This window comes from Shinella sp. HY16 (genome assembly GCF_028534175.1).
In the GTDB taxonomy this organism is placed as follows: domain Bacteria; phylum Pseudomonadota; class Alphaproteobacteria; order Rhizobiales; family Rhizobiaceae; genus Shinella.
Genome location: NZ_JAHYXL010000002.1, coordinates 275,879 through 296,202, shown reverse-complemented (window position 1 = coordinate 296,202; position 20,324 = coordinate 275,879). Strand labels below are relative to the sequence as shown.

Annotated in this window: 21 protein-coding genes; 5 read left to right on the top strand and 16 right to left on the bottom strand. The window is 62.5% G+C overall.

What is annotated here, in order from left to right:
* Positions 1 to 101: 101 nt before the first annotated feature.
* The 7 genes from K0P03_RS21645 to K0P03_RS21615 all read right to left on the bottom strand — a co-directional run bounded on the left by K0P03_RS21645 (position 102) and on the right by K0P03_RS21615 (position 8,131).
* On the bottom strand, positions 102 to 1,136 hold the full coding sequence (locus tag K0P03_RS21645) for a DUF7146 domain-containing protein (RefSeq protein WP_272790637.1): 1,035 nt from the start codon (positions 1,134 to 1,136) through the stop codon (positions 102 to 104).
* A gap of 12 nt (positions 1,137 to 1,148) precedes the next feature.
* Positions 1,149 to 5,621, bottom strand: coding sequence for a strawberry notch-like NTP hydrolase domain-containing protein (locus K0P03_RS21640; RefSeq protein WP_272790636.1), 4,473 nt, complete (start codon positions 5,619 to 5,621; stop codon positions 1,149 to 1,151).
* A gap of 118 nt (positions 5,622 to 5,739) precedes the next feature.
* A complete protein-coding gene (locus K0P03_RS21635) occupies positions 5,740 to 6,051 on the bottom strand; it encodes a hypothetical protein (protein ID WP_272790635.1) in 312 nt (103 codons plus the stop codon).
* 92 nt (positions 6,052 to 6,143) lie between these two features.
* Positions 6,144 to 6,293, bottom strand: coding sequence for a hypothetical protein (locus tag K0P03_RS21630; protein ID WP_272790634.1), 150 nt, complete (start codon positions 6,291 to 6,293; stop codon positions 6,144 to 6,146).
* Positions 6,283 to 7,038 (bottom strand): hypothetical protein, encoded by a 756-nt coding sequence (locus K0P03_RS21625; protein WP_024271592.1) that lies wholly within the window; start codon positions 7,036 to 7,038, stop codon positions 6,283 to 6,285. The genes K0P03_RS21630 and K0P03_RS21625 overlap by 11 nt, the downstream gene beginning before the upstream one ends.
* A gap of 178 nt (positions 7,039 to 7,216) precedes the next feature.
* A complete protein-coding gene (locus tag K0P03_RS21620; RefSeq protein ID WP_245290287.1) occupies positions 7,217 to 7,354 on the bottom strand; it encodes a hypothetical protein in 138 nt (45 codons plus the stop codon).
* Between the two features lie 132 nt (positions 7,355 to 7,486).
* On the bottom strand, positions 7,487 to 8,131 hold the full coding sequence (locus tag K0P03_RS21615) for an antitoxin of toxin-antitoxin stability system (RefSeq protein WP_272790633.1): 645 nt from the start codon (positions 8,129 to 8,131) through the stop codon (positions 7,487 to 7,489).
* Positions 8,132 to 8,441: 310 nt separating this feature from the next.
* Between K0P03_RS21615 and K0P03_RS21610 the strand changes: the two genes are divergently transcribed.
* Positions 8,442 to 9,632: a DUF1173 domain-containing protein gene (locus K0P03_RS21610; RefSeq protein WP_037409586.1), complete on the top strand. Its 1,191-nt coding sequence runs from the start codon at positions 8,442 to 8,444 to the stop codon at positions 9,630 to 9,632.
* A gap of 332 nt (positions 9,633 to 9,964) precedes the next feature.
* On the opposite strand, the gene K0P03_RS21605 is transcribed toward K0P03_RS21610, so the two are convergent.
* From K0P03_RS21605 to K0P03_RS21565, 9 genes are all read right to left on the bottom strand, one after another.
* A complete protein-coding gene (locus tag K0P03_RS21605; protein ID WP_272790632.1) occupies positions 9,965 to 10,936 on the bottom strand; it encodes a hypothetical protein in 972 nt (323 codons plus the stop codon).
* Positions 10,937 to 11,016: 80 nt separating this feature from the next.
* Positions 11,017 to 12,264, bottom strand: a complete 1,248-nt coding sequence (locus K0P03_RS21600) for a hypothetical protein (RefSeq protein ID WP_272790631.1) — start codon at positions 12,262 to 12,264, stop codon at positions 11,017 to 11,019.
* Positions 12,233 to 12,562, bottom strand: a complete 330-nt coding sequence (locus K0P03_RS21595) for a hypothetical protein (RefSeq protein WP_272790630.1) — start codon at positions 12,560 to 12,562, stop codon at positions 12,233 to 12,235. Before K0P03_RS21595 ends, K0P03_RS21600 begins: the two co-directional genes overlap by 32 nt.
* Positions 12,563 to 12,780: 218 nt before the next feature.
* Complete coding sequence (locus tag K0P03_RS21590) at positions 12,781 to 13,971, bottom strand: DUF932 domain-containing protein (RefSeq protein ID WP_272790629.1); 1,191 nt, start codon at positions 13,969 to 13,971, stop codon at positions 12,781 to 12,783.
* Between the two features lie 67 nt (positions 13,972 to 14,038).
* Entirely contained in the window at positions 14,039 to 14,311 is a 273-nt protein-coding gene (locus tag K0P03_RS21585) for a hypothetical protein (protein WP_050746504.1), read from the bottom strand.
* Positions 14,308 to 14,730, bottom strand: coding sequence for a hypothetical protein (locus tag K0P03_RS21580; protein ID WP_272790628.1), 423 nt, complete (start codon positions 14,728 to 14,730; stop codon positions 14,308 to 14,310). The genes K0P03_RS21585 and K0P03_RS21580 overlap by 4 nt, the downstream gene beginning before the upstream one ends.
* Positions 14,731 to 14,856: 126 nt before the next feature.
* Positions 14,857 to 15,270 carry an antirestriction protein gene (locus K0P03_RS21575; RefSeq protein ID WP_272790627.1) on the bottom strand — a complete coding sequence of 138 codons (414 nt, stop codon included), beginning with the start codon at positions 15,268 to 15,270 and terminating at the stop codon, positions 14,857 to 14,859.
* A complete protein-coding gene (locus K0P03_RS21570) occupies positions 15,270 to 15,743 on the bottom strand; it encodes a hypothetical protein (protein WP_272790626.1) in 474 nt (157 codons plus the stop codon). The genes K0P03_RS21575 and K0P03_RS21570 overlap by 1 nt, the downstream gene beginning before the upstream one ends.
* A gap of 79 nt (positions 15,744 to 15,822) precedes the next feature.
* A complete protein-coding gene (locus K0P03_RS21565; protein WP_272790625.1) occupies positions 15,823 to 17,973 on the bottom strand; it encodes a ParB/RepB/Spo0J family partition protein in 2,151 nt (716 codons plus the stop codon).
* A gap of 144 nt (positions 17,974 to 18,117) precedes the next feature.
* Here K0P03_RS21565 and K0P03_RS21560 point away from each other — a divergent pair, with 144 nt between their 5' ends.
* The 4 genes from K0P03_RS21560 to K0P03_RS21545 all read left to right on the top strand — a co-directional run bounded on the left by K0P03_RS21560 (position 18,118) and on the right by K0P03_RS21545 (position 20,279).
* Entirely contained in the window at positions 18,118 to 18,255 is a 138-nt protein-coding gene (locus K0P03_RS21560; RefSeq protein ID WP_156334215.1) for a hypothetical protein, read from the top strand.
* A 313-nt stretch (positions 18,256 to 18,568) separates the two neighbouring features.
* The gene (locus tag K0P03_RS21555) at positions 18,569 to 18,808 is read left to right on the top strand and encodes a type II toxin-antitoxin system VapB family antitoxin (protein ID WP_024271599.1); all 240 of its coding nucleotides are present in this window, start codon (positions 18,569 to 18,571) and stop codon (positions 18,806 to 18,808) included.
* Positions 18,808 to 19,251 (top strand): type II toxin-antitoxin system VapC family toxin, encoded by a 444-nt coding sequence (locus K0P03_RS21550; RefSeq protein WP_272790624.1) that lies wholly within the window; start codon positions 18,808 to 18,810, stop codon positions 19,249 to 19,251. Before K0P03_RS21555 ends, K0P03_RS21550 begins: the two co-directional genes overlap by 1 nt.
* Before the next feature lie 273 nt (positions 19,252 to 19,524).
* A protein-coding gene (locus K0P03_RS21545; protein WP_443020527.1) for an IS5 family transposase occupies positions 19,525 to 20,279 on the top strand; the annotation gives its coding sequence in 2 pieces (ribosomal slippage) (positions 19,525 to 19,866 and positions 19,869 to 20,279; 753 coding nt in all).
* The last annotated feature ends 45 nt before the right edge of the window (positions 20,280 to 20,324 follow it).

Below are 20,324 nucleotides of genomic sequence, written 5' to 3'. Positions count from 1 at the left end.
CTCGGCAGGCCCGCAGGCGCGCGCTTCTCCGTGCGGCGACCGGCATGGCCGCCCTCCCCTCCGACGCTCCCGCCCCGCCGCATCTCCCCATCACGGCCTCATCACGACGGCAGGAAGACGGTTGCGTCCTCCGGGGCGAGTTGTGCCCGGAGACTGGCGATGAGCCGGCTCGGGTCCAGCCGCAGATCGTCGTTGAAGTCGCCGAGATCAGGGGCGAGCACCAGCGGCAGGATCCCGCGAGCCTGCGCCCGGCGGCTCAATCTCTCGATGCCGTTCCGGCCGGCGGCATCCGCGTCGGCGGCAATGTAGAGGCGCATGCATTCAGGCGGCGGCTCGAAGGCCGCGAGGTGATGGGCGCTCAGTGCCGAGGCCATCGACATGGCGGGCATGACGTGCGACAGCGACAGGATGCTTTCGAGACCTTCGCCCGCGGCCATGACAGGCACGGGACCGCAGACAGGAAAGGCGAAGCGAACCGCATTGCCGAGCAGGCCGCCAAGCGCGCGGCGCGGATCGTCGACCAGCGCCTTGCCGCCACCGTCGGGGTCGAGCCAGGTGCGATGGACGCCGGAAATCGTGCCGCCGGGATCGGTCACGGCCGCGATCAGCGCGGGGAAGCTGCTCGTCCGGCCCGTCACGAGATCGCGATAGTAGCAGGACGGATGATAGCGAAGCGCGGGGTGCAGGGATGCGCGCAGGATACCGCGCTTGCGCAGATAGCTGTCCGCCAAAGTCCCCGCCAGCGGCTGCGACATGCGAAACAGGCGCTGCGCGCGCTCATCTGCCGGTCTGTCGACCGGCGGATCGGTTCGATCGTCGCCCCTGCGGGACGCCGCCGGATCGGGACGGGGCTCGTTAAGGAAACGCCGAGCTTCGTCGGTAACGTCGCGGAAATCGACCAGCCCGCAGGTCTCGCGCACGAGATCGAGCAGGTCGCCATATTCAGCCGTTGCGGCATCGGCCCAGCGCCCGGCACGTGGACCGGACAGATGGACGTAGAGCGACTTGCCCTTGCTGTTGGCGGTGTCGCCGACGATCCAGTAATTGCCGGCCCTGCGGCCGGCGGAGAGGTAATGCCGGCAGACCGCCTCGGCATCGCGCGCGAGACGGTTCGCCAGTTCGGAAGCTGAGAGCATGGCGGTCCTCCTTCACTGCCGGCTGACGACATCGAGCAAGCGATGACGCTGCATCAGGCACGAAAGGATCGCAGCACCGTCATCGGTGACCGGAATGAAAAAGCGCAGCTTCCATGCGATCATCTCCGAGAACAGCCCGATGGAGCGCAACCAGTCGCGCATCCCGTCCGTGAAGCCGGTCAGTTCGACGCGGTTGTTGTTCATGACCCGGACGCGGCGCACCGTCATCTCGCCGGCAAGGCTGATGATGGAGGAGCCATCGACCACCGATTTCCACGCCTGCTCCGGGTTGAGCACATCGCTCCGGTCGATCCCGAAATTGTTGCACAGCCGTGAAAGGCCGGCCGGCGCGATCACCCGGCCGACGATGCGCTCGCCATCTTCGATTTGCAGGCGGTAGACCCGGCAATAGTCCTGCGGCAGGAGTTTCCAGATCGGCAACAACAACCCGCTGACGACATGCAGCGTCGACGTCGAGAACTCGGGAACGCTGGCCACTTCGGCATTCCAGGCCGCGGCGAAGATCCGTTCGTCCGCCTCCTCCCAGTTCGTCTCTTCGAGATGGCTGATCTCGAAGCGCAGTTCGTCCATCGGCCGGATCAGTGCCACGCGCGGCTGGAGCGAGCCGTCTTCGAGCATGATCGAGCGTGTCGGGGCCATGACTGCGGCGCGTTCGGACTTCCCGTTGATCATCAGCTTCGCACGCGGGTCCTGCGCCACCAGACGGAGGGCATCCTCGATGAGCATCGGTCGATTGCGGTCCATGCGCTCGATCGTCAGGAGGTGCGACTGCGCGCCCGTGACCGGATGGGTGTAGACGAGCTTGCGACCCTTGAGCGTCATGCGATCGGCAGTCAGCGTTTCCAGGCCCTTGTCGTAGACGCCGGCGGCGATCGCCCCCTCTATACGGGCAGCCAGCAGTTCCTCGAAGGACTCGAAAAGGAGGTTTTGCATGGCGATGGTTAGCGCCAACATCCGATTGAGGAAGGTATGGATCGGCGGCAATTCATCCCTCAACCCACCATCCTCGTCTGAAAGGGAAAGCCCGGTCATCGCCTCGAAGGTCTCCAGCGAGCAGCCCGCGACCGCGCCGCTATGGACGCGCCTGTAGAATTGCCGCAGCGCATCGCGCGCGTATTGGGATTCGAGGTTATCCTCACTCCTGAACATGCCCTGACCACCGGTCTGGCGCTGGCCGCGGGTGATCGCGCCGAGCGTGTCGAGCCGCCGGGCGATCGTCGACAAAAAGCGGCGCTCTGCCTTGACGTCCGTCGCGACCATCCGGAAGCGCGGCGGCTGGGCCTGGTTGGTGCGATGGCTGCGCCCGAGGCCCTGGATCGCCACATCGGCGCGCCAGCCGGCTTCGAGCAGGTTGTGCAGGCGCTGGCGCTGGTTCTTCGCGCCGAGATCGGCATGGTAGGAGCGCCCGGTTCCACCGGCTTCCGAGAAGATCAGGATCGGCTTCTGGTCGTCCATGAACGCGCGCGTTTCGTCGAGATTGGCGCTGCCAGGACGGCTCTCGACGGCAAAGCGTGCAAAGGCACCATCACCATCCCGGCGAACGATACGACGGGAGCGCCCGGTGATTTCGGCGACCTTCTCCGTCCCGAAATGCTGGACGATTTGGTCGAGTGCGGTCGGGATAGCCGGCAGGCTGCCGAGTTTTTCGAGCAATTCGTCACGACGGGCAGCGGCCTCGCGGCAAAGGACGGCATTGCCGTCGGCGTCATAGACCGGCCGGGATAAAAGCGTGCCTTCGCTGTCCGTGTATTCCTCGAAGAGCTGGGTCGGGAAGGAGTTCATCAGGTACTCCGCGACGATCTCGCGCGGGGTGACGTCGACCTGAATGTCGTTCCATTCCTCTGTCGGGATTTCCGCAAGCCGCCGTTCGGTTATCGCTTGTCCCGTCGAGATCAGCTGGACGATGGCGGCATGGCCGTCCGCAACGTCCTGGTTGATCGTGCCGATCAGCGTCGGCGTCTTCATCGATGTCAGGAGGTGATTGAAGAAACGCTGCTTCGTGCTCTCGAAGGCGGAACGCGCCGCGGCTTTGGCGTTCTTATTGAGCGTGCCGGTCGGCGAGGTGATGCTGCAAGCTTCCAACGCCTGATCCAGACGATTGTGGATCACCTGATAAGCCTCGGCATAGGAGTCGTAGATGCGGACTTGCTCTTCGGTCAGCGTATGCTGGAGAAACTCATATTCAACGCCCTCGAACGACAACGAGCGGGAGGCATAGAGGCCCATCGCCTTGAGGTCGCGGGCGAGCACCTCCATGGTCGCAACGCCGCCATCCTCGATAGCGGCGATGAATTCGCTGCGGGTCGCGAAGGGGAAGTCGGTGCTGCCCCAAAGACCGAGCCGCTCCGCATAGGCGAGCGACTCGACCTCGGATGCCCCGGTTGCCGAGACATAGACGACGCGTGCATCGGGCAAGGCGCGCTGAAGGCGAAGGCCGGCGCGGCCCTGCTGCGAGGCGGCCTTGTCGCCACGGTCGGACTTGCCGCCGGCGGCATTGGCCATGGAATGCCCCTCATCGAAGATGACGACGCCATCGAAGATCCTGGCTTCATCGACCACGCCATCATGATCCTCGCCCTCGCAGAGCCAGTCGACGATCTGCTGGACGCGGGAGCGCTTGCCCTCGCGTTCGTCCGTGCGGAGCGTCGCGAAGGTCACGAACAGGATGCCCTCATCCAGCTTGATCGGCTTGCCCTGCCGGAAGCGCGACAGAGGCGTGACCAGCAGCTTCTCCTGACCAAGCGCGCTCCAGTCACGTTGGGCATCCTCGATCAGGGTCTCAGACTTGGAGATCCATACGTGCCGCCGGCGTCCCTTCAGCCAATTGTCGAGAATGATGCCCGCGGCCTGCCGACCCTTCCCGGCTCCCGTGCCGTCGCCCAAAAACCAGCCACGGCGATATCGCACCGCGCCTTCGGTTTCCGGGGTGACGGCCGTCAGATTGTCGAAGGAGGCATCGACTTTCCAAGAACCGGCGAGATGGCCCAAATGGGCTTCGCCGGCATAGATCACGCTTTCGAGCTGGGCGTCCGAAAGATCGCCGGCGGTGATCACGTTCCTGGGGAGATGGGGCCGGTAGCTCGGCTTGGGCGGGGCAACCGACGCCATGGCGACGGACTCGACCAGCTTGTCAGGATGCGGCTTGGCGTCCGGGATGTGGATCGCCCGGAGCTCGTAGGGTTCGTAGATGCCATCGGCGGCATCCAGCCGCGTCGACGGCGGCGCGTCTCGTAGCTCGTAGGCGAGTTCGACGATCTCGTCATGGGTAGGCGCGGGGGCCAATGACGCCCGGTTCGGTGAGCGGGGAGAGAGCGCGGGGCTCGGCCGCAATCCCGTGACGGCGGCGGGACGTAGCGTCTCGGCGGCCTTGCGGGCAGCCATTTTCGCGGCGCAGGCGCGAAGAAGGCCGTTGGACAGCGCGCCTATGGAGTTCGCTGCGGTCGACGGCGAGCGCGGCGGCAGGCCGGAGATCCAGGACAGCAATGTGGTGAGATCGGGTGCGACACCCGTGCTTGCGACCAGCTTCGTCGGATCGGCAGCCGCAATCTTGTCGATGACTGTCAGGCGGGTTTCCATCGTCGTGCCGTGGCGGGCGAAGACGCTGCCGGCGATCGCTGCGCTGAACGCGACCGTGCCGCGCTCCTGCAAGCGAATGAAGGCGTCACGCCACTTCGGGGTGTCGGGAGAAAGGCTGGAGCCGGTGATGGCGATAAGGCGGCCACCCGGAGCAAGACGGGCGAAAGCCGAGGTGAGATGCCGCCATGCTGCATCGGTCATACGGCCCTCGACATGCACCCCGGCGGAGAACGGTGGGTTCATCAACACGACGGTGGGGCGAGCGGCGCGATCGAGATAGTCGTCGATATGGGCCGCGTCGTGGTGCGTGACCGGTGCTCCGGGAAACAGATGCTCAAGGAGGGAATGGCGGACCGGAGCGTATTCGTTGAGTATAAGGCGCGCGCGGGCGATCTCGCCGAAGATCGCCATGAGGCCGGTCCCGGCGGAAGGTTCGAGGACGACGTCATCCGCCATGATGCCGGCGGCCCGGGCCGCGACATAGCCGAGCGGTACGGGCGTGGAAAACTGCTGGAGCCTCTGGCCTTCCTCGGATCGGCACGTGTGTGTCGGAATGAGCGCGGCGAGCCTGGTCAGGATGGAAAGGGCCGCCGCGGGTGTATTCGTCCGGGTTGAAATGGCCGAGCCGAACTTGCGAAGGAAAAGAACCTGGGCCGCTTCGGCCGCCTCGTAGGCGTCCTTCCACGACCAGTAACCTTCGGCATCCGAGCCGCCGAATTCAGTGGTAAGGATGGCACGCAGATGGCCGGATGTGATCGTATCGCCAGATTCGAGAAGCGGCAGGAGCACACCTCCGGCCGCAAGGATGCCGCTCGCACGGCTGCGTTCTTCTGGCGAGCGCGGCGCAACGGCGATCGCGTTCGCGCCGCGGGAGGATAAAGCGTTCATGGGAAACCTCATCGAGAGCGGGAAAGAGCCGGCCGCCGGGGCGCTCTCCAATCCCGCCAGGCCACCCCTTTCCGGCCTCTCTCTCCCTCTCGGCGGCAGAGGCGGCGGCGTCCGGCCTTCAGCCGGGCGCGAGCTTGAGGTTTCCGAAAGCCCCGACGCCGGCGACCGAGACTTCGTGCAGGACGGCGTTGCGGCCGGCGGCGATCCATGCGGCCGCCTGCTCAGCGGATAGCTCATGCACATGAACAAGGTTGCGCTCGACGGCCGCGCGCTGGCGTTCGAACGCTTCCCCGTCCTCGAAGGCGTAGAGCGTGTCGCCCGGGCCGTCCCAGAAGACGATGGCGAATCGGGTCGGCTCGACGACTTCCGAACGAAAGTTCAGGAAGACTGGCGTTGCGGCGTAGGGCAAGGCGAGGATGAACAGGCTCATGTTGCTCTCCTGAATGCAGAAAGGCCGATGCTCCTTTCGGAGCACCGGCCTGATTGGGAGGATGGAAGGTGAAATGCTGGCTCCACCTGCGGCTATCGGGTCGAGACGACGGAAACCGCCTCGACGAAAAGATCGTCGATATCGACGAAGAGATGCGTCAGAATTCGGCCGTCAACGGCAACACACTCGTTGATCCAGTTCCGGTCGAGCTTAGAGTGTCGGCCGAAGCTGTCAGCCAGCACATCCGCGCACGCCTACGGGATCTTCTGAGGCGCGGTCTGCGGATGTCGATATGCCGTCCTGCTTGAGTTCCGTTGAGGGATCGATGGAATCTTCGGTTCCGATCAGACGCCAAAGAGCGCGCGCCGCGGGGTCGTCGCACTGCGGCGCGCCAGTGTCGAATCCAACGTCATAGTATCCGGCTGAGGATCGATCAAACAAAGTGCCCAAGCGATCATAGACCTGCGATTTCCTTGCGATATCGGCGAGTTCGGTTGGAACCGTCTTCGCGATGTGAGCGTCGGCGAGCGCACGCAAAGCGGCCTGGGTGCGCAAAAGGCGATTGCCGTGGATCCAGGCAAGGGCTGCATAGAACCGCTGCATCGGCGTGTTGGTCGAGCGTTCTGCTAAGCTGGCTTCGATCTCGCACTCCATTTCGTCCGCCAAACCGCGTAGTTTCGTGGAAATGGAGGGGACCGGCTCAGGGGCGGTATCGGTTTCTTCTTTGTCGTCCGGGCCTGCGGGCTCGGCAAATCGTTCGGCCGCGGCACGATTCTTGAATGCGAAACCGCCCGGCATGCTTTTCCAGGGACGGGAGTACCATCCACCCTGCTTGCGCGCCTGAATTCGGAGTGCGTCGAATTCGGGGCGGTCGGCTTGGTCGCCAATAGCGCAAATGAAGATTGGGATGCCCCTCGAACTGTGCATATGCTCCTCAATGGTGAAGCGAGGGCGAGTCCTGAGTACGTTTGTCGCGATCTGCTGCATTGTTGAGTTCCTTTTTTAAGGAGGGGAATGCGAGAAGACCCGCTGTGCATCGGTACAAAATCCGGCGGCCGGACAGCGGGACCGGAGATGCGAAGCATCTCGCGGTTGTGAGGCGTCGAAGTCGGAAGGCATTGACGAGCTCGCGCCGGTCGAGCCGATGCTCTGCGAGCATCGAGCGCTAGAAGCGCTTGCGCGCGAAGCGGAAGGCAGGACCGTGCCGGATCCTGCGATCGAGTTCGCAGGCGGCGGCGCGCACGATGGCGCGCCAGTTCGCATCCGCGCAGATGCGAAGGCGTGGGTAGCCAGGATCATTCACGGCGATATTCCGTGGAGCGCGAGGGGATAAGCCCAAGCGACCGTGCACTCTCTCCACCTCAGCCGGGCCGCCCGGCCCGCAGCCGCCCTCTCCCTCGCGTCCAGATCTAGAGGGAGGAGCCCCGGCGCCGGATTATCCGAACTGGCGACAGGACGCAGTGAAGGTGTAGGCATTGGCCTCGATGGTCTCGTCGACCATTTCGTCGGAGGTCAGCGCGTTGTATTCGTTCTCGAGCTGGCGATAGAGCCATCGGGCGAGATCGCGAAGAGCCTCGATGACCGTATCCTCAGCGTCAGCGGTCATGTCCTGATAGTTGAGACTTTCTCTCCTGACGGAGATCGCCATGCAATATTCGTGATAGTAGTTCCCGCGATGGCTGACATCGGCCCAAAGCTGGTAGAAGTTGCGGTGCTGGATTGCCTGCAGGCCGTCGGCAATCCCATGCAGCGTCGTACCCTTCGGCGCATAGTCCCGGATCGCACTGGGCGCTCCCTTTCGATAGGAATAGAGTGCCTGGAAAGACGCACCGTCTCCCTGAGACCAGAAACCCGTGAAATGTATTCTTGGCTCATCCCGTGTGCCGCCGCCAACAAGATGAACCGGCGACGTTTTAAGGCGAACGCCAAGGCATTCACATATTCGGCCGAAATCCTCGAAGACAAACTCGTACCACTCATAGTCAAAGCCGCCCTCTCGATACCAGGCGCGAGCGGTCTCCCTTGCTCTTACCGACAATTCCTCGAATTTGTAGACCGTGGTTTCAATGACTTCGGACATACGAACTTCCTGAATTACAGAAGCCCCGCGCGGGGCCGGGCTCGAGGGGAGTGGACAATGCCGGCGATTGCCAGCGGCTGGAATGGATGGCGGCCCGAAAGGGGCAGCGGAGAAACTTCTCCCAGCGGTGTGCGGCCGCGCAACAGCGCCAATCTCTTTCCCGCGGGACGTTCCTGCATGCGGACGGTCGCGCCGCGTCCATCATTCGGCCGATCAGATAAGCCTACGATGGAAGTTTTACTATACGGATTTTTGATAGTATAACGCAACCACGCCGCGCAGGATTGGGACCGAGATGGGGAGAGCGACAGTGCGAACATTCACGATCGGCGATGCGGTATACTCGGAAAATTCCCCGGAATTCCGCGCGCTTCTTCCGCGAGCCTATGAAGAGCGGCTCCGCCCGATGTGCATGTGCAGGCAGCCGGCTGTTGCGATGTACATCGCCCGAACGGACGACCAGTATCTTGTAAAACGCATGCCGCTAACCGGACGCGAGCACGATCCGGCCTGTCCTTCCTATGAACCGCCATATGAGCTTTCCGGCCTCGGGCCGCTCATCGGCAGCGCCATCCAGATCGACGCCAGCGGCAAAGCCGACCTGAAGCTCGATTTTTCCCTGACGAAACGGGGGCCCCGCGCTGCGGACGGTACGGCGGCGGAACAGTCGGAACCAGCTATTCGCAGCGAGCCGCGCAAGCTGTCGCTCAAGGCGATGCTTCACTATCTCTGGGAGGCGGGCGAGCTGACCGAATGGCGTTCTGTCTGGGCCGGACGGCGCGGCTGGGGCCGTGTGCGCATCAGCTTGATCAACGCGGCGTCGCAAATGACGGCAAGAGGTGGATCACTCAGCGACATGCTGTATGTGCCGGAGGTCTACCAGGCAGACGACAAGGACGGCATCGCCGCCCGGCGCGCCACCGCGCTGAAACCCGTGCAGGCTGCTGGTTCGGGACCGCGCAAGCTGATGATGATCGTCGCCGAGGTGAAGGAGTTTTCACCGGCCCGCGAGGGACAGAGAATCGTAGTGCGGCACATGCCGTTCCCCCTGATGATCGAGGATCGGGCCTGGCGGCGGCTGGCAGCCCGCTACGAAACAGAACTCGAATTGTGGCGCTCCAGCGAGACGTTCCACCTGATCGTCATCGCCACCTTCGGCATCTCGACCTCCGGCATCACATCGGTCGAGGAGATCGCGTTGATGGTGGTGAACGAGCACTGGCTGCCCTTCGAGGACATCAATGAATTGCGCCTGCTGGAGAAGCTCAGCCATCTCAAGAGGAAGAGCGTGAAGGGCCTGCGCTTCAACCTTCCGCGCGATGCGCCGATCGTGTCGGTGACGTTGCCGGAACAAAAGCCAGCGCCGGTGGCAATGTTCATCGTGCCGGCAAGCGCTGGCGACGACTACGAGCACGCACTTGCCGACATGATCGAAACGAGACCCGAGATCACACCTTGGGTCTGGCGTGTCGGGGATGGCGAAATCCCCCGGATTCCCTGATCGTGGACTTCACGACGCAGGCCGTTGACACGCTCCCGCGAATAAGAGCAGCTGATGGAAGACAGCCATCTGCCACATTCAGCCGGAACATCAGGAAGCCTGAGAAAAAGCCTTTCGTCGTCGAGTTCAAGAATCGGCAGCGCCTCCCCCGGAAAGAAACGCCGATCTGAGGGCGTATCGACCTGAAGGCCGCCAGCGACGTGGTCGAGGTCGAACAGATGGGCACCGAAGCTGTGTCGATGATCCACGGGCAGACGCCGGAATCCGAGGCGACGCCGGCCCCCGGCCGGGATCAGCGCCTGATCGCGTCATAGACTGGCGAAGTCCATGCATCAGGATTTTCGCGCGAGACGGTTCTCGCCGGAGAGTGCTTCAGCCGCAACGTCACGTCGGCGGCCAGCGACCGACGCCATGACGGTCTCGAGAAATTCCTCGGGTTCGCCATCCCGATGCGGCCCGTATTCAGACCAGTCCAACGCACCGACGACAGCGGGAATGAAATCGAAGGTAAATCCGCCTTCCTCCAAAGCATCCGAGAGAGCGGTGTACGTTTGCTCTGCAAGAGGTCCGATCGCCAGGACATGAGCCCGCATCGCCAGCCAGCCGGTCGCGTCCCACAATTCGGACATGCGGACAACGCCATCGGGAACCGGACGGCGATCCTCGTGAAGTCCGCGGAAGTAAAGCATGGGCTCCCAGATGCAGAGAGCCGTCTCCATCTCGCCGACGGTGAAAGACCGAGGGGCGACAACCGGGGCACCGTCTCGCAACGAAGGCGGCGAGACCGGGGGCATCAGCGCACGATCCTGCAAACGGAACCGGTTCAGCAGATCCGCGCTGGTCGCGTGATGGATGCCCTTGCCGGTGATGAGGGACACGCTGGCGCCATAGGTCTCCAGCCGCTGCGAAGGATGATTCATCCATTGGATCACCGTGACCTCCGCCAGGCTCGGCGAGCGCGCAACAATATCATGCACGATGAACGGCCACGGGAATACGCTCAGATCAATATCCGCACCGACGTCATCACCGTCTGGCGACGTCGGCAATAGCGCGAGAATGCGGCCGCCAATGAAGGCATTGAGTGCGCTGTCTGCCTGTGGCGCCGAGGCGCCAAAGGCGTCTAGCAGCGCCCGCCGTTTCACATTGATCGGGTTGACCGGGCCGACGTCGGTGTACAGGACAAGCCCGGCTTCGCTCTCGCTGCATTCGAGAACGTGGGTCAGCACGAGCTTTTCGAGCGGCGTGATATCGGCAAGCGGGATTGGCGGATAGGCGTAGATTCGGGTTTCGAGATTGGCCATGAGACTGCCTTTCAGTCGATACAAAAAATCCGGCACGGTGGCCGGGTCGATGGGAAGAACGCGCGCTTCGTTGATGAGGGCTACGTCGCTGCGTGCGACGTGGCGGCTGCCGATGCCGGCGCGCCGTCGGGCGGGGAGAAGCCTTCGACCGCGATCTTGCGATGGTCGATCCTGATCAGGAACGCTCCTTCGCGATGCACGCGCCAAACCAACTCGCGTTCGACGACACGCACGATCGCGTTCAATTCTGCAGCGTGGGCCGTTTCCAGCAAAGCGATGCTCAGATCCTCTGCTTCGTCGGAAAACCACCGCTCTTGCTGCTCGTCGGAGCCGGCTTCCGCATCGTCCGAGGGAGAATAAAGCGCATCGACAAGGAAGGCCGTCAGCCCCGACGGGGTGATAGCCGACCGCTCGGTGACGAGAATCTCCACCTCGTCCAAAGCACCATGATCAGGTCTCTGGACAATCAGGTCGGTCTCCAGCACCCATTCCGTCTCTTCCGAGCCCGAAACGTCCAGAACGACTTGCAGGCGATCCGGCCGCGCGTTTGCGCCGAAGAGATCGAAGGGTTCTCTTTCTTCGGTCGCGCCGTCAATCTCCATCCTGTAGGATCTGATCTGGATACAGGGCAGCGCGTCGTACCAGCCGTGTCCGGTAAACGCGTCATGCGGTTCGAAGTGCGCCGGAGCACGGTCCAATCGCGCGATTGCACGGGCAAACGTCTGCTCCTTGAGCGGACCTTCGCCTTCGTAGATAAACGCCTCGCTCTCGACCGGCTCCGGCGCGAGAACAACAATCCTGTCCGTGTCCGCGCACGAAGGCGTAAATGGTCGCAGGAGCGGGACGGCCGCTTTCAGGTCGATGCCAAGCGTCCGGCCGAAGTGGTAGTCCTTGAACTTCAAGCTGTGCGCACCGCCGGCTGCGACCATGCGAAAATGAAGGCGCGTGATCTCTTCGAGGAGCTCGACAAACATCGCATCGCGCACGACATCTTTGCGGGCCGGAAGCACGAGCTTGAGATGGGCACAATCTACCACGTCGATGCGCGCGAAATAGCTGCGATGCCAGGATTGCTGAAGCTCAGGCAAAGGAATCTTCAGCGTCACGCCATGGAAATTGGCGTTGTCATCGTGGTAGCGGGAGACATCCCGGCCAAAGACGCCGATCCGAATTCCTTGCCATTCCTCGATGTGATCCGCGCCGTCGAGGAAGTCCGAGGACGGCATTTCCTCGCCATTGAAAATGACGGGAACAGGGAAAAAGCGAGCAGCACGGCGGACCGCAGTCGCAAAATACTCACCCTTCTTTTCCGGGAAGATCACGGTCAAGCCGTGATGGCCATCTGGACCGGCGTCGACCGTGACCGGTTCCTTGCCCGTGAAAGGCATCCGGTGTCGCCGCGATGGTCCAGGCCTGGCCGGTGCCTTGCTGGCCGGCGACGATCATCGCTCCGCGATTGGCAAGGGAAAAGAAGCCCATGCCGGCAGCGTCTTCGGACAGAGACAGAGACTTCGACCATTCGCTCCGTCCGAGAGAAAAGAGCGAGCGGGGGTCGGCGAGGCCCGCGTCGTCATCGGCGATGCGGATTGCCTGCCCGAACCGCGGATCGTCGATCTGGTCGATCAAGATCTTCGTAGCACCGGCGCGCCGTGCGTTCTGGAGGAGTTCGTTGAGAATATCGTCGATCGAGGCGTTGAAAAGGCGGCCGCCTTTTCGATAGCCTCCGCGGCGACCTGTGCGTGAAAGGAAAAGCTGGTCATTCTGAGTTCTCCATAATGGCGAACACCCGGCACAATGGCCGGGCGCTGATGAGATCAAGGGGCAATTGGGGGAGCGGAATCTGGTCAGGCCGCACTTTCGAGCAGCTTGCGCGCTTTCCCCTCCAGTTCCAGGCGCGTGTCCTGATGCGCTTTTCCGCGCGCGAGGGCAGTGATGCCCTGAACGAAATCGAAAATCGATTCCGGCGGGCGGCCCTCCTCGGCAAGCACCGTGTCGATGATCTTGCCGGTTTCCGCCTTCGGGAAACCACGCTTGCGCAGGAAACTGGACCGGTCCTCTTCGTTGCGGGCGACTATTCTCTCGCGGGCGGCACGAATACCGTTGATGAAGGGCGCGGGCGATGAGTTTGCGAAATTCATCAGTGCCGGAGCGGCCTCGTGCGCGAAGCGCTTTGCGGCGAATTTCGAGTGCCGAATGGTGATTTCCTCGAAATTTTCGCAGCCCCAGAGGTTCCGATTCATACACACGGCACGCAGATAGAAGCTGGCGATTCCGAGCGTTTTCGACCCGACCTCCGAATTCCAGGCATAGAATCCGCGGAAATAGAGATCCGGCTCACCATTTGGCAGTCGACCGGCCTCGATGGGGTGCGTATCGTCCACCAAAAACAGGAAGACGTCCCTGTCACTGGCGTAGAGCGTCGTCGTGTCTTTGGTCACGTCGACGAAAGGATTGTGCGTCATGGTCGACCAGTCGAGGACGCCAGGCACCTTCCAGATCGTGTCGCCGGTCCCATTGCCGGCAATGCTCATCACCGCCGCGACAAGTTCTTTATCCCAGATGCGCCCGTATTCGGGGCCGGTCACGGCGCGCAACTCGACCCGCCCGTCGTCCATCTCCAGGGTCTTGACCCGTTCGGCGCTGTGGTTCAGCAGCCCGTGCTGAAGATTGATCGCGGCAAGCGGCGCGGGAAGCTGGCGCATGTAGCTCGCCGGCGCGCCGACAAGGCTGCACAATTGGCCATAGCTCCAATGGGTCGGCGCCAGGGGCACACGGCTGCCGGGAACGACAAGGGAAAGGCGCTCGGCGTTGTCGCGTGTCGCCTCGACGCGGATGTCCGCGCTCTCGACGGTGCGGACACGGGCGCGTTCCGTGCGCTCGCTGACCGCGCGGTGGAGGTCGGAGAGCGAGAGGTAACGCTCGTCATCCGGCCGCGAAAACCACTCGGACGATACACGGCCGATGCGCTCGCCGCGCGAGATGTCGACCTTGAAGCCGGACGATACGGCGGGCGAGCTGGAAATCATGGTATTCATAAGTCGTCTCCTGAAAGATAAAATCCCGGCGTGATGGCCGGGTTGGTGGAAAGAAAAGGGATGAAGCTCAGCGCGCTGGCGCGGGGTGGATGCGGTCGTCGTCAAACTCGACATTTTCGATGACGGGTTCCGTTCCCTCCGCTGTAACGCGATCGATATAGATGATGGTGCCTTCACGCCGTTGATCGATCTCGATGTGTTCCGGCTGATCGGATGCCTCCATGGCCACCGTGGCGGCTGCCTTGGCTTTCTCGATCGCCTCGGCATCGCTATCGGCCTCGAGAGTGAACCCGTCATAGGCGCTCAGCCAGAATCCGATTTTGACTTTGTATTGCGTCATAGCCGCTCCCCCTCGGCAGGATCGTCAGGATCGCGAGCGCCTGAGAGGATCGCCTCGCCGCGCGCGACGGCAGAGATGGCACGCTCGATCCAGTCGTCCGATGCCGCCCGGCCGGCCTTGAGGTCAGCGAGGAGAAGCTTCAGCAACCCAAGCAGGATTTCGAAGTGCCTGACCTTTCGCTCGGTCGTTTCCGAAAAGTGGGAGGGAATAGGGATTGCCTGACCGGAATAGGCGACATCGACCCCGTTCCATATGCCGGACACGTATGTCTCGCCGGCATCTTCGTAGCTCAGCTTCTCGCCAGACCAGTCATCGTCCTCGATGGCCTGCCGGCAGGCGAGCGCAGCGGTGTCGGCCTGGTAGGTGCGATGACGGTAGGCTGGCAAGCGGTAGCTTGTCTCAATGGTGTAGTCAGGCATCTCAAGCTCCTGAAACGAAAGAGCCCGGTCGCCGCTCTCGCGCCAACCGGGCTGGTGAAGTGTGAAACGATCTTTGAGTCTCAACTCACTGCGGAACGCCCGCGACCTCAGTCGTGCGAGTGGGCTTCAGTCGATTGCCTGGAAGATCTCCGAGGCCTCGGGATGATCCGCCGAATAGGCGTAGAGACGCTCATAGCCTTCGACGAGTCGATCGGACTGAAACTGGAATGACAGGTGCGAGAAGGCGAACATCGTGGCGATGATCCCGGCCGCCTCGGCGGAGACCTCGCCCTGGAAGCAGGTTACATCGCCGGTTATCCGGAAACGTGTCCGGGATCTGGGCGCGAGGAAAAGCGGCTTGCTCTCGTGCTCGTAGAAGTCCCAGGAACCGCCACGATAGTCGAGAGGGCTAAGCCTTTCCATCCAGGCATAGACGGCATTCTCGGCGACGATCAGGTGCGAAGGGCCGAAGAGGATTGGCAGGAAATCCTGACGGGCTGCGTCAGGGACGATCACCGCGCACGGGGTATCGTTCAACATCACGCCACCCTCCCTTCGACAATATCCGCGCAGATTTCCTCGACGCAAACCTTCTCGAGCCGGATATTGATGTGACCGCTCTCTTCGACCCAACGACGGGCGTCGGCCATGTTTGCGGCAAGGTAGAGCAGGATGCTGTGGGCGCCGTATTCCTGAAGGACACGAACTTCGCCGGCGAGGGGGCGACGGACAATCTCGAACGAAAGATCGCTATCGAGTGGGAAGGCTTCGCAGGCGGCGATCGCAGCATCGAGGTCCATTTGAAACTCGCCCGGTAGGAGCGAAATCGCGCCTGCCGTCGACCAGATGATGCTGGAACGAGGCGGCGTGCATCGCACGAGCCAACCGGCACCATTGCATTTCTTCCAGGCGGCGAGAGCATCGGCGTCCTCGTCGGATGGCCGCGGAACCGAATTGCGAAAGGAGATCATTGCGCCGATCGGCGCGCGTTCGTAGATGGTCAGGGCGGACATGTTCGTCTCCGAATTTCGAGAAACAGAAAGGCCCGGCGCGACGTCCGGGCCCTGGATCGATCGTTGGTGGTCCGAGGATTTATTCCGCGGCTTCGAGATGCCCGTCCTGATCGTCGTCAGCGTCGGCCGCAGTCTGCTCGCCATCCAGCTCCTCGGTCAGGAAGGCCGGCAGCACGACGTCGCCGGCTTCGACGGCCTTGTCATCGACGGTCACCGCATCGTTCGTCTCGGCAGTCCCAACCTCCTCAGCGACTTCGTCGGCGGGATAGCGCAACACTTCGGGGAGCCATCCGCTACCGTCGAGCAGCCGGGCCGCTTCGCGCGCCATGTCCTGCTTCTTCAGGTGATCGATAAGCTGGACCGACTGATCGCCCTTTGCTTCGCGAACGGCCTGCAGGATGTGCGCCTTGGTCACGCGGCCCAGATAGTTCTCGACCGTCGGCGTCCAGCCCGCACCCACCATGCCGAACCCGATCGTCTTGGCCAGCTGCACGGCATGCTGGTTTTCCCTGGTCCGGCGGTTCCATTGCTGGATCGTGGCGTTCAGCGACGTCGACGCGCAATGCGCAAACAGCGCCATCCGGCTGTCATGATCGAGGGCGATCAGATAGGCCCAAACCGCATCGGCGTCGCCAGGGAGATCGTGTCCCCAGTTCTCCTGGCGCTGTTCGATCTCCTTCGCCCAGACCGTGTCGGAAAGGCCCTGCGTCTTGGTCGAGACCGAATGCTGCACCGTGATTTCCAGGCAAGATGCCGTGCGGAAGTGATAGAAGGTGTTCAGCACGAGCAGGTGCAGCACGGTGATGAAGGCCATCATCGGCTCATTGGCGAGCGCATTCCTGAGCGCAAGCGTGCGGGCGGCGGTCAGGTCCTCGATGAGGCGTTCAGACAGCGGCCGGATCTTGCCGTCGTCCTCGTCCGGTTCCTCGACACCAACGGGCTTGCCGTTGATCGTCACACCACCACCTTCCGCGGCGGCCTCGTCGCCATCATCGCCATCGTCACCATCCTGCTCGTCGCTATCGCCTTCTTCCGCCTCGACGACGGGTTCGTCTTCCGGCCGGACGAAGCCGCGCTCGATTCTGACTTCGCCGTTGCCGGCCAGCGAGATGAAGGCGCCGCCGCGAGCGACATCCTCGGGATCGAGGATAAAGGGTCGCTCCTTCAGCGCCGTCAGCTGGGCGCCGAGATCCTCGAGATGCGCTTCCGTCTCCGCCGAATAGTCGTCGGCAGCTTCGTATTCTGCGTTGAGCTTTTCGAATTCTGCCGTCAGGGCGTCATGAAGCGTCAGCTCCTCCTCGGTGAGCTCCGGCTGCTTTCCGTAAAAGCGGCGAAGGCCGGCTGCGTGGCCGAAATGGAAGTCGATGGCGGAGTCGACCCACTTCCAGCCCTCGTCGGTCTTCAGCGCTTCGGTATCAGCCGTCAGCTTCTCCAATACGAGCTGTTCGAGCAGCGCCGGATCCTGGAGCCATCCGCCGTTGTCCTGCTCGAAGAGATCACGCATGACAATGCCGCCGGCGGCCTCATAGGCTTCGATGCCGACATAGACCGCACGGCGATCGCTCGCGCGGATCGCCGTTTCGGTGAGCAGCCGGCGGATATAAAAGGGGTCGGTGTTTTGCGTGCGCGAAACCGTCTCCCAGACCTGCTCCTGCCGGGCATGATCCTCGGTGATCGAAAACGCCATGACTTGGCCGAGTTTCATCTGGTCATCGCCATAGAGTTCGAGCAGGCGCGGCGACACCGAGGCCAGGCGGAGGCGCTGCTTCACCGTTGCAACCGAGATGTGGAAGCGAGCGGCGATCTCCTCCTCGTCGAGCCCCTGCTCGCGCAAAACCATCATCGCGCGAAACTCGTCCAGCGGATGAAGTTCGGTGCGCTTGACGTTTTCGGCGAGCGAATCCTCGGCTTCGAGCGTTGCGCCTTCGCTAACGATGCAGGGAACGCCCGTGGTCTTCGTCAGTTGCTTCCGATCGACCAGCAGCTTCAGCGCACGGTAACGACGGCCGCCGGCAGGAATGCGATAGATGCCGGTCTCCTTGCCCTCGGCGTCGCGTTCCGCGCGCACGTTGATGCTGGTCAGCAGCCCGCGGCGAGCGATGTCGTCGGCAAGTTCCTCGATAGAGACGCCGGCCTTGGTCTTGCGCACGTTCTGCTGGCTGAGGACGAGCTTGTTGAAGGGGATATCGCGCCCGACGTTGAGCGCGATTTTCTGAATGGCCTGTGCCATGTCAATTCTCCGCGGCGGACCGGCCGGAGCCTCTCTCCAGCCACCTCAATCCGCCACGAACGCCCCTTCCCCCCTCTCCCTTTTTTGCCGGCCCGCCACCCTCACCGTCTGCCACCAGCGCCCACGTCGCTCCTGGCGTCTCGCATGGACCTGTTCAGCCAGATCGCCATCTGCTGCCGCGTGATGGCGGTCGGCGCATGGATTTCCGTTATCGACGCACTGGCTGTCCTTGCCGCCCGAAACGCCGATGGCGGCGGTTGCGCCTTGCTCAAGACGTGCTGAAATCGAATGAAGGATGGAGATCGACGGGAAAGCGCGGGCAATCGATATCACATGCTACGTCTTTGGGTGCAATTCGTTGACGCGCGCATCCACATTCGGATTGTGACGCATGGTGCGGATCCATGGCGAGCAACCGGAGCCTCTGTCCAGCTCTCAACACGCCTCCGCCCCTCTCTCCCTCTTCCGTCGCCGCTCCCCTTTCCCATTCCCGACGCCCGCGCCATCGGCACGGTTCGGAAAATGGCGTGTTACGCACGGGGCTATTGAGGATATGAAAATAGGATATTATGATATCCTCAAAAGGATATGCTCCATGCCGCTCTATATCAAAGACCCCGAGGTCGACCGGCTCACGCAAGAGCTTATCAGCATCACCAAATCCAGCAAGGTCGATGCGGTCAAAGATGCTCTGAAACACGAGATTGCAAGACGCCGTGCCGCTTTGCCGCTCCGTGACCGGCTTGCAAAGTCCCTTGCCATGGCCCGCGAAGCTGGACCCTTTGCACCCGGGGATCACAAACGGGAAACCGATGAGATGTGGGGCGAAGACTGATGCTCTTTATTGATGCCTCCGTTGTCGTGGCGATTCTCTCCGAGGAAGAAGATGCCGCTGCCTTGATCGATCGGCTTGAGCACGACGGCGGCCCCTACTACGTCTCGGCCGTCGTGCGCATGGAGGCGACCTTGTCACTTGCGCGTCGGCTTTCTGAGGCTTCTGGACGAGACAAACCGGCTACCTCCGAAATGATGGGAAACGCACGTCGCCTTGTCGAGCAGTTCATAGCCGACCTGGACTGCAAGGAAGCAATGATTTCCGATGACGTGGGCACCATGGCCCTCGATGCCGCGCAGCAGTTCGGTAAGATCCTAAACCATCCTGCCAAGTTGAACATGGGCGACTGTTTCACCTACGCCTGCGCACGGGCTTATCGAGCTCGAATTGCCTACAAGGGCGACGATTTCACCTACACCGATCTTGGCTGGCACAACCATTAGGCTGGAGGCGTACCCCAGCCAAAGATGAGGTTCGCCGCCTCCACAAACTACATCGGCTAATGAGAATTCCGGCCTTCACCTTCATCCGGTTGATTAGGAGGTCGGGGCACAAAGATACCACCCGCCGCCGCTTTCGGCCGCTCCGCGACGTCCTCGCCTCCATCGATCGCCTGCTGGAGAAGTCCATTGAGAACATGCTAGGGTCCGGACCCAATAATTAGCTTTCCTTGAGCGCTGGGGCATGATTCATTGCCGCGACGAAAGGGCGGTGAGATGTCTGATTTCTTTTGGTTTTCCGATGCGCAGTGGGAACGGATCGAACCGCTCCTGCCAACGGATGTGCGGGGCAAGCCGCGCGTGGACGATCGTCGCGTGTTGAGCGGAATCGTCCACGCGCTGCGATGCGGTGGACGCTGGGCGGACTGCGCCGACGTCTATGGACCGAAGAAGACGCTCTACAATCGCTTCGTTCGCTGGTCCGAGCGCGGCATCTGGGAAGGCATCTTCAGCGCACTCGCCGGAGCCGAGGATGCGCCGGACAGATTGTTCATCGATAGTAGCTGCATCAAGGTCCACCGCTGCGCAGGCGGCGGAAAAGGGGGGCCATGGCTCATGGTATCGGCCGCACGAAAGGCGGACGGAACACCAAGCTCCATGCCGTCTGCGACGCGAAAGGTCGCCCTCACGTCCTGCTCCTGACGCCCGGCAACGTCCATGACTGCAAGGTGGCGAGGCTGTGTATCGAAGCCCTGCCGCCCACCGCGCAGCTCGTCGCGGACAAGGGCTATGACAGCCAGGCTCTGCGCGAGTGGCTCGACGAGCGCGGTACCGAGGCTGTGATCCCGCCACGTCGAAATCGCAAGGTCCAGTACGAGTACGACCGCGCCGTTTACAAGCAGCGCAACGTCATCGAGCGTATGTTCTGCCGTCTCAAGGACTGGCGTCGCCTCGCCACCCGCTTCGATCGCAACATCAAAAACTTCATGGGTGCCGTCGCTCTCGCCGCAGCCGTCATCTGGTGGCTCTAGTGAGTCCGGACCCTAAGAGGTTTACGCAGATTGCTTGCGTAGCTC